Annotated in this window: 5 protein-coding genes; all 5 read left to right on the forward strand. The window is 39.5% G+C overall.

Translation table 11 applies throughout. The annotated features are described in order from the left end of the window. Positions 1-465 precede the first annotated feature (465 nt). A complete protein-coding gene (gene thrS / locus EAX61_RS16155; RefSeq protein WP_121918754.1) occupies positions 466-2,412 on the forward strand; it encodes a threonine--tRNA ligase in 1,947 nt (648 codons plus the stop codon). Positions 2,413-2,501: 89 nt separating this feature from the next. After that, entirely contained in the window at positions 2,502-3,014 is a 513-nt protein-coding gene (gene infC / locus EAX61_RS16160; RefSeq protein ID WP_283806754.1) for a translation initiation factor IF-3, read from the forward strand. Between the two features lie 127 nt (positions 3,015-3,141). Further along, positions 3,142-3,339 (forward strand): 50S ribosomal protein L35, encoded by a 198-nt coding sequence (gene rpmI, locus EAX61_RS16165; RefSeq protein ID WP_121918752.1) that lies wholly within the window; start codon positions 3,142-3,144, stop codon positions 3,337-3,339. A gap of 119 nt (positions 3,340-3,458) precedes the next feature. Then, positions 3,459-3,803: a 50S ribosomal protein L20 gene (gene rplT, locus EAX61_RS16170; protein ID WP_121918753.1), complete on the forward strand. Its 345-nt coding sequence runs from the start codon at positions 3,459-3,461 to the stop codon at positions 3,801-3,803. Positions 3,804-4,100: 297 nt separating this feature from the next. Beyond that, positions 4,101-8,725: IgGFc-binding protein (locus EAX61_RS16175; RefSeq protein WP_201739479.1), on the forward strand; the 4,625-nt coding region annotated here is incomplete at its 3' end.

Here is an 8,725-nt window from a genome sequence, read left to right on the forward strand (position 1 = left end):
TACACTACATTTTCAATCTCTGTCTATGAACATCGCTAGAGGTGTTTCTCTAAGCGGGTGCAAATGTACAACTGTTTTTTAATATAGCAAGCAAATAAAAAGAAAAAATAAATCTTTTTAAAACCCCAAAAACAACAGCACAAAACTTAAGAACATCCCCGCCAAAACGGACGGCAAAGATAACACAGATTTAATTCCCCACAAGACAAAAACTAAAGAAAATATGTGAAATTTTTAAAACCAAATAAACAACAACACAAAAGACTCTACCACAGAAAGATACAAAAACATAAACTTCACAAAACCTAAAAGGGCTTACGTGAAAGCGGGGGAAAGAAAAAAACTTTAAAACAGCTTAATATATTAACTGTAAAACTCCTTAAGTAGATTATCACTTTTAATACAAGCATGAATATTGTAAACCTTACAACAACCACCTATATTTGCCTTCCAAATTATGGAACTATGATTAAGATAACCTTGCCAGATGGCAATGTAAAAGAAATAGAAAGCGGCGCTACTCCAATGGACGTCGCAAGAAGCATTAGTGAGGGATTAGCACGCAATGTTATTTCAGCAAAGTTTAATGGCACAACGGTTGAGACTAGTACTCCACTAACCGAAGATGGTTCGATTACATTGTTTACTTGGAATGATGATGAAGGAAAAACGGCTTTTCGCCATTCTTCATCACACGTTCTTGCTCAAGCTATTCTTGAATTATACCCTAGAGCTAAACTTACGATAGGACCAGCAATAGAAAATGGATTCTACTACGACGTAGACTTGGGCGACCAAACGATTTCTGACAAAGATTTTAAGAAAATAGAAGATAAAATGCTCGAAATCGCTCGCGGAAAGCACGATTTCAAAATGCGCGCTGTAACTAAACAAGAAGCGCTGGACAAATATAAAGCCGAAGGAAACGAGTACAAAGTTGAACTTATTGAGAATCTTGAGGACGGGACAATCACCTTTTGTGACCACGATACATTTACTGATTTATGCCGTGGTGGACATATTCCCAATACAGGGATTATAAAGGCCGTAAAAGTGATGAGTGTTGCAGGTGCTTACTGGCGTGGTGACGAAAATAAACCACAACTTACTCGTGTTTATGGAACATCGTTTCCAAAGCAAAAAGACCTAAAAGAATATCTAGAGCTACTTGAAGAGGCAAAAAAGCGAGACCATAGAAAATTAGGAAAAGAACTAGAACTTTTTACTTTCTCGCCACGGGTGGGCCAAGGGCTTCCTTTATGGCTTCCTAAGGGCGCTGCATTACGTGAGCGATTAGAAAATTTTTTAAAAGACGCTCAGAAAAAACAAGGTTATGAGATGGTCATCTCACCTCACATAGGTCAAAAAGAACTTTATGAGACTTCAGGTCACTATGCAAAATATGGTGCAGACAGTTTTCAACCCATACATACACCTAATGAAGGAGAAGAATTCCTGCTTAAACCTATGAATTGCCCGCATCATTGCGAAATATATAATGCACGCCCGTGGAGCTATAGAGAACTTCCCAAGCGCTATGCAGAATTCGGGACAGTATATCGATATGAACAATCGGGAGAACTACACGGGCTAACGCGAGTTCGAGGATTCACTCAAGATGATGCACACCTCTTCTGCACGCCAGATCAACTGGATGAAGAGTTTGTGAAAGTCATTGACCTTGTGCTATATGTTTTTGGTTCTTTAGGATTCGAAAACTTTACCGCTCAAGTCTCCTTACGGGATCCCGAAACTCCAGAAAAGTACATCGGAGATGATGAAAATTGGGTAAAAGCCGAAAATGCCATCTTAAACGCTGCAAAAGCAAAAGGACTTAATTATGTCATAGAAACAGGTGAGGCAGCATTTTACGGTCCAAAATTAGACTTTATGGTAAAGGATGCTTTAGGACGCAGCTGGCAATTAGGAACTATCCAGGTAGATTACAACCTTCCAGAGCGTTTTGACCTCACCTATAAAGGCAGTGATAATGAGCTACATAGACCTGTAATGATACACCGTGCTCCTTTCGGGAGTATGGAGCGTTTTATTGCAATATTACTGGAGCATACGGGTGGAAATTTCCCACTATGGTTAATGCCGCAACAAGTTACCATCCTCACATTGAGTGAGAAATATGAGAATTATGCTCAGAAAGTTTTAAATTTGATGGAAAATGACGAAATTCGCGCTCTTATAGATGATCGAGGAGAGACGATGGGCAAAAAGATACGAGAAGCAGAAATGCAGAAAGTACCCTATATGATTATCATCGGAGAGCAAGAAGAAGAAAACGGCACGATATCTGTAAGAAAACATGGAGGAGAGGATTTAGGCAGTATGACTGTAGACGCTTTCGCGAAAGCAATATCTGAAGAAATCGCCACCACAATGAAATCATTTGAAGAATAGTAATAACGAAATTTCTGTTTCATCAGGAATTTAAAAAGAATAAAGCCATAGCAATACGTAGAAAAAGATCAAGAGGTCCAGCAAGGATCATTAAGGAAGACCAACACAAAATCAACCAAAAGATTCGTGCTCGTGAAGTACGTCTCGTTGGAGATAACGTTGTAGTAGGAGTATATCCTATTTCAAAAGCACTTGCACAAGCAGAAGAATTAGAACTTGACCTTGTCGAGATCTCTCCAAATGCAGAACCGCCTGTATGTAAAATAATGGACTATAGGAAGTTCGTTTATGAGCAAAAGAAGCGGGAAAAAGTATTAAAGGCAAAAGCAAGTAAAGTCGTCATAAAAGAAATACGGTTTGGCCCTAATACAGATGATCACGATTACGAGTTCAAAAAGAAGCATGCCGAAAAGTTCTTAAAGGAAGGAGCAAAACTTAAAGCCTATGTATTCTTCAAAGGGCGTTCTATTATCTATAAAGATCAAGGAGAAATATTACTCTTAAGACTGGCGCAAGAATTAGAAGATCTAGGAAAAGTAGAACAACTTCCTAGGCTTGAAGGTAAACGTATGACAATGTTCATCGCCCCGAAGAAGAAATAAGTTTGTACTAAGGACTCACGCTCCTATAAGTACTGAGTTAATTTAAAAATAAAGAACCCTCCTACTCTATTTGAGTTAGGAGGGTTTAGTAAGAAAATAAGTGAGATAAATTTAAAACTAGGAACAAATGCCTAAAATGAAAACAAAATCTAGTGCCAAGAAGCGTTTCAAGCTTACAGGAACTGGGAAAATCAAAAGAAAGCACGCTTTTAAAAGTCACATTTTGACTAAAAAATCTAAAAAGCGTAAGCTTGCTCTAACGCATGATGGCCTTGTGCACGACGCAGATATGAGCAATGTTAAATTGATGCTTAATCTTAAGTAATCCGTTTAACCGGTTAAAACAAATTTTTAAACCCTGGAGTTAGGCAACAAGCTAGTTTTCCAGCTACGCAAATTAGAAGTGGCAATTATTGCCCGCCTACTACAAAAACACATTAAATTATGCCAAGATCAGTAAATTCAGTTGCTAAAAGAGCCCGAAGAAAAAAGGTGATGAAGCAAGCAAAAGGTTACTTTGGAAGACGTAAAAACGTTTGGACAGTAGCAAAAAACGCGGTAGATAAAGCAATGCAATATGCATACAGAGATCGCCGTCAGAATAAAAGAAATTTCCGTTCACTATGGATTACTCGTATTAATGCGGGTGCTCGTATGCACGGGATGTCGTATTCTCAATTTATGGGAGGAGTAAAAGCAAATGGAATCGAGCTTAACCGAAAGGTGCTTGCAGACCTTGCTATGAACCACCCAGAAGCTTTTGAAGCTGTAGTAAACAAAGTAAAATAAGGCGCAAGCCTATTATAATAACATCTCACTTATCACCAAGCCCGCTCGTAAGAGTGGGCTTTTTTTGTGCCTATTGTCTAGATATATATAATAGTTTGCTTATTAAAAAGAGGATAAAAAAATTAGTATGCTTTCGCGAAAGCGTAACCTCAAAAATCATATTCATTAAACTAATTTGTATTATGTTAAATATCTTGTTAATCCAGGCAATTGTTAAAAGCCAATAGAAAACGATATTTTGAAAAATATATAATTATTTTTAACAGTTACTTAAGATTTGACAATAAATTGAGCTTTATGCGATTAAAATATTTTCTTTCGGTTATTTTATTTCTTGCCTTTTTAGGGCAAGTATTTTGTCAACTTGGATCTACACATTACATACCGCCACTTCACGGTCAAGAGCCAATTAATAACAATGAGGTATTCATTTACATGTCAACTCCCAATCCCGTCCCATTTCGAGTAAACATCCTACTGGGTAATGGTACTGTATTAGGATCAGTTACCATATCTGATGGTGCCCCTGCAAATTTTAATACTAACGTCGGGGGAACCTCTGTATTAAATACAACCACCGCTCAATTAAACACAGTTCTAAACAATAAGGGAGTTATACTTGAAGGAGAAGGTTTATTTTATGCTAGCGTTAGGTTAAGAGCTGTTAATTCCAATCATTCAGGTTATTTAGTTGCCAAAGGTGAAGATGCTTTAGGAACCCGATTTAGAGTAGGCTCTTGTCCACTTACTCCGGGTGGCTTGAACAATAGCTTATTTACAAGTATTATGGCATTTGAAAATAATACTCAAATTATAATAAGTGACTTTGACCCTACAATGGTTTTTCAGGGTGGTACTTTACCGGGGGTGATCTCTTTAAATGCTGGGGAGACTTTTGTAATTTCTGCTTATGAAAATTCTAGTCCTGCAAATAGAGAAGGATTTATTGGAGCGCTAATAGAAGCCGATAAACCTGTAATAGTAAATACTGGAAACTTAGCAACAAATTTACCAGACTTTGTTGATAGTGGAGGTGCTACACAAAGCACTATTGGCAATGATTTAATGCTTGATCAAATTGTAGATGAATCCTTAATTGGGTATGAATATATGCTCGTGCGAGGTCGTGGCTTAAATGTCCTTGAACGGCCTATGGTTATAGCCACAGTACCTAACACAGACATCTTTGTTAATGGGACTTTCTTTGCCACAATTGCTAACCCAGGAGACTATTTGTTTCTTAATCCTGAAGCTTTTCAACCGGCTGCGGGGCCACATAGAAACATGTACGTTACATCAGATGATCCCTCAGACCCAACTGATGCTCAAGAACCTTTCTACATGTATCAATTCTTAGGTGGTGGAACCAGTACGGCCACCCCTGGGCTTATTTTTGTACCTCCTTTAAGTTGTTTTTTTCAAAATGACGTAAATTCAATTCCAAACCTAAATAATATTACACCAACTGTCAGCAACTATTTTGGAGATATTGCAATTACCGCGTTCACAGGAACGACAGTAACCTATAATGGAGCTCCACCACCTACAGCTGCCCTAGCAAATCCCGCTACAACGGACTGGGTGACCTATCTAGTTACAATCCCTACTGCTGGCGCTGGAGATGGTGTTATTATAGCTGATGGTCCTATTGCAGTAGGCTACATAGGTTCTGATGGTTCCAGTGCAGGGTTTGGAGGTTATTATTCAGGATTTGCTGTTAATCCAGAAGACACAGAGACAGATGTATGTACACTGGGTGGCCCTATTGATTTAGTAGACCGTATTGATGGAAATCCAGCAGGAACAGGTACTTGGACACCACCACTCAATAGTGGAGGCAATATATTTGACCCTATGATTGACCCAGCTGGAGTGTACGTTTACGAAGAGCTTGGAGCTTGTGCAAATATCATTGTAGATGTGACGGTAACATTAGTAAACAGCCCAGATATTGACGAAATGCAATTGCCTGATTTAACCGTTTGTGAAGCAGATAACTTTATGCTTGCCGACCCAGCGATGATTATGGGAGCAAACCTCTCTGGACCTCAATACTATACAGACACCCAAGCAAGCGGAACTGCCACCTTAATAGACTGGACGACAGAAATATTCAATACTATCGGAACACAAACGATTTATGTATATGACGAGACCAGAGCAGAGCCAGATAATTGTACGGATGAAGTTAGTTTTACGATAACAGTAAATGAAACACCTGATGCGACCACAAATGACCCAGAAGTTTGTGCAGGCGTAACAAGTGCTCCTATTATAGTTACACCTAATTCTGGCGTGCCAGTCAATTACACGATCGATTATGATCCGATCGCAGAGGGTCAAGGCTTCGCAGATGTTGGTGCAGGAACCCTACCTATGCCCGTAACCCTAACAATGGCAGAGTATACGATTCCATCAACAGCAAATCCAGGAGTTTATAATGGGATTCTCACCTATTATGATGCAGCAGGTTGTACAGGCACAGACTCGTTTACAATCACAATTTTTGAAAATCCAGAAGCCAGTACAAATGATGCAACGGTTTGCCAGGGAGTAACTTCTGAAGAAATCACAATAACTCCTATTTCAGGAATGCCTCAGAATTACAGCATTGATTATGATGCTGTTGCAGAGGCTCAGGGCTTTGTTGATGTTGCCTCCGTAACTATGCCAGATCCTATAACTGGTGCAATGTATGTCATTCCAGCGGCTGGTTTACCTGGAACCTACAACGGCATCCTCACGTACATCGATGCAAATGGATGTCAAGGTACTGACGATTTCACCATTACTATAAATGAAAATCCAGAAGCAGAAACAAACGATACCTCCGTATGTCAAGGAGAAACTTCGACTCCCATAAATGTTACTCCAAGTACAGGCACACCAATCTCATATTTTATTGATTATGACGCTTTCGCGGAAGGAGAAGGTTTCGTAGATGCTGGTACGGCAATGGCTCCTTTACCCTTAGCAGGAGCAAACTATGTAATTCCTGCATTAGGTGCTGTAGGTGACTACAACGGAACGATTACTTACTTAGATGCAAATGGCTGTTCTGGCACGGATACATTTACAATTACTATTGACCGACAGCCCCAAGCTACCGCTCCAGCAGCCCCTTTGGAAGAATGCGATGATGCTACTGGCGGAAATGATACAAATGGTATTACAGAATTTGATTTAACGACATTTAATCTCGAAATTTTAGATGGTCAAAACCAAGCCGAAGTACAAATAACTTTTCACGAAAGTGCTATTAATGCAATAGATGATATGTCTCCTGTAGGCCCGCTGTATACAAATACTACAGCAAACCAACAGACAATTTATGTCCGAGTTGAAAACATAGATAACGAGAATTGTTTTGCTACTACGCAATTTGAAATCATTGTAAACCCTCTCCCAGTAGTTACTGATGTAACGCTAGAACAATGTGATGATGATACAGATGGTTTTGCAATATTCAATTTACAGGAAGCAAATATTCTTATCTCTGCAGATGCAGCAAATGAAACTTTTACCTACTTTGAAACTGAGATAAATGCTATTGATGATATGAGTCCGATTATGATGGACACGGCATATCCTAATCAAGTAGCCATAAATGATGTGGTCTGGGCTCGTATAGAAACTCAAAATAATTGTGTTCGGACTGCGAGAGTAGATTTACAAGTGTCTACTTCTCAAATTCCTCCTGGTTTTGAGATATCATATGAAGTTTGTGATAATGATAATGATGGAGACGCCTCAAACGGTCTAGCTAATTTTAATTTTGCTAATGCTACACCACAAATTATTGCTCTTTTCCCACCTGCTGACCGACCAAATCTTATTGTAACATATTATAACTCAATAGCTGATGCAAGCTCGGAAATTGATGCGATAATGGACATTAGTAATTTTGACAATACAGTAGCTAATCAACAATTTTTAACCGTCAGGGTAGACAATGTGACTAATAATAGTTGCGCTGGTTTAGAAGAAAACGCAATTGTTCTCAACGTAATTGGTAATCCTGAGGCAAATACCATGGTGGATGATTATGATTTATGTGATGAGGATAACGATTTAATTGAAATTTACGACCTCAGAAGCTTGGAAACTGAAATACTGGACGGTTTAAGTACAGCAGATTATTCTGTTGTTTTCTATGATGACCCAACGAATGCTGAAAATGAAATGAGTCCGATTACAAATGATTCTATGTACCCGTTCAACCCAGGAAGTACACCTGCTTTACAAACTTTGTTTGCCAGAGTTACAAATGAGTCTACTGCCGATCGTTGTTTTATAGTTATAGATTTTGATATTGTTCTCAACCCAGATCCTATAGTGAATACACCTTCTGATCTTCTCGTATGTGATGACACAGCACCAGACGGATTTACAACCATAAATCTTACACTAAAAAATGACGAGATTAAAGGAGTTAACACTACTGGAGTAACAGTAACCTATCACTTGGACCAAATGGGAGCAGATGATGCAGACCTATCCATTGTGAATCCTACAATGTTTGTGAATACCACAAATCCGCAAACAGTTATTGCTCGCGTCACAAACAACAGTACACTTTGTTTTGACACCATCCCCCTTCGTGTTGAAGTCCTCCAAGCCCCTTCGGTCTTTGCCCCTACTCCTTACGAGCTCTGCGACCCCGACAATGATGACAGCACCACCTTTATGCTCTCGTCCAAGAACGATGAGATCAGAGCCGGTAACCCCACCCTTGTCATCACCTACTACCGTACCCAGGCAGAAGCAGAGGCAGATCCGCCAAACGTAACCAATGCTCTAGACCAGAACATATATACAAACAACTCGAACCCAGAGACCGTCTGGGCACGTGTGGAGAATGCTGGTGGCTGCGCCACGGTTGTTCCCGTTGAGCTCATCGTTCTAGACACCCCAATGCCCAA

The organism is Dokdonia sinensis (assembly GCF_003688895.1).
Classification (GTDB): Bacteria; Bacteroidota; Bacteroidia; order Flavobacteriales; family Flavobacteriaceae; genus Dokdonia; species Dokdonia sinensis.

Excerpts from the sequence above, each read along its gene's own strand:
- thrS (WP_121918754.1), top strand. The coding sequence starts at position 466 with ATGATTAAGATAACCTTGCCAGATGGCAATGTAAAAGAAATAGAAAGC.
- rpmI (WP_121918752.1), top strand. The coding sequence starts at position 3,142 with ATGCCTAAAATGAAAACAAAATCTAGTGCCAAGAAGCGTTTCAAGCTT.
- rplT (WP_121918753.1), top strand. The coding sequence starts at position 3,459 with ATGCCAAGATCAGTAAATTCAGTTGCTAAAAGAGCCCGAAGAAAAAAG.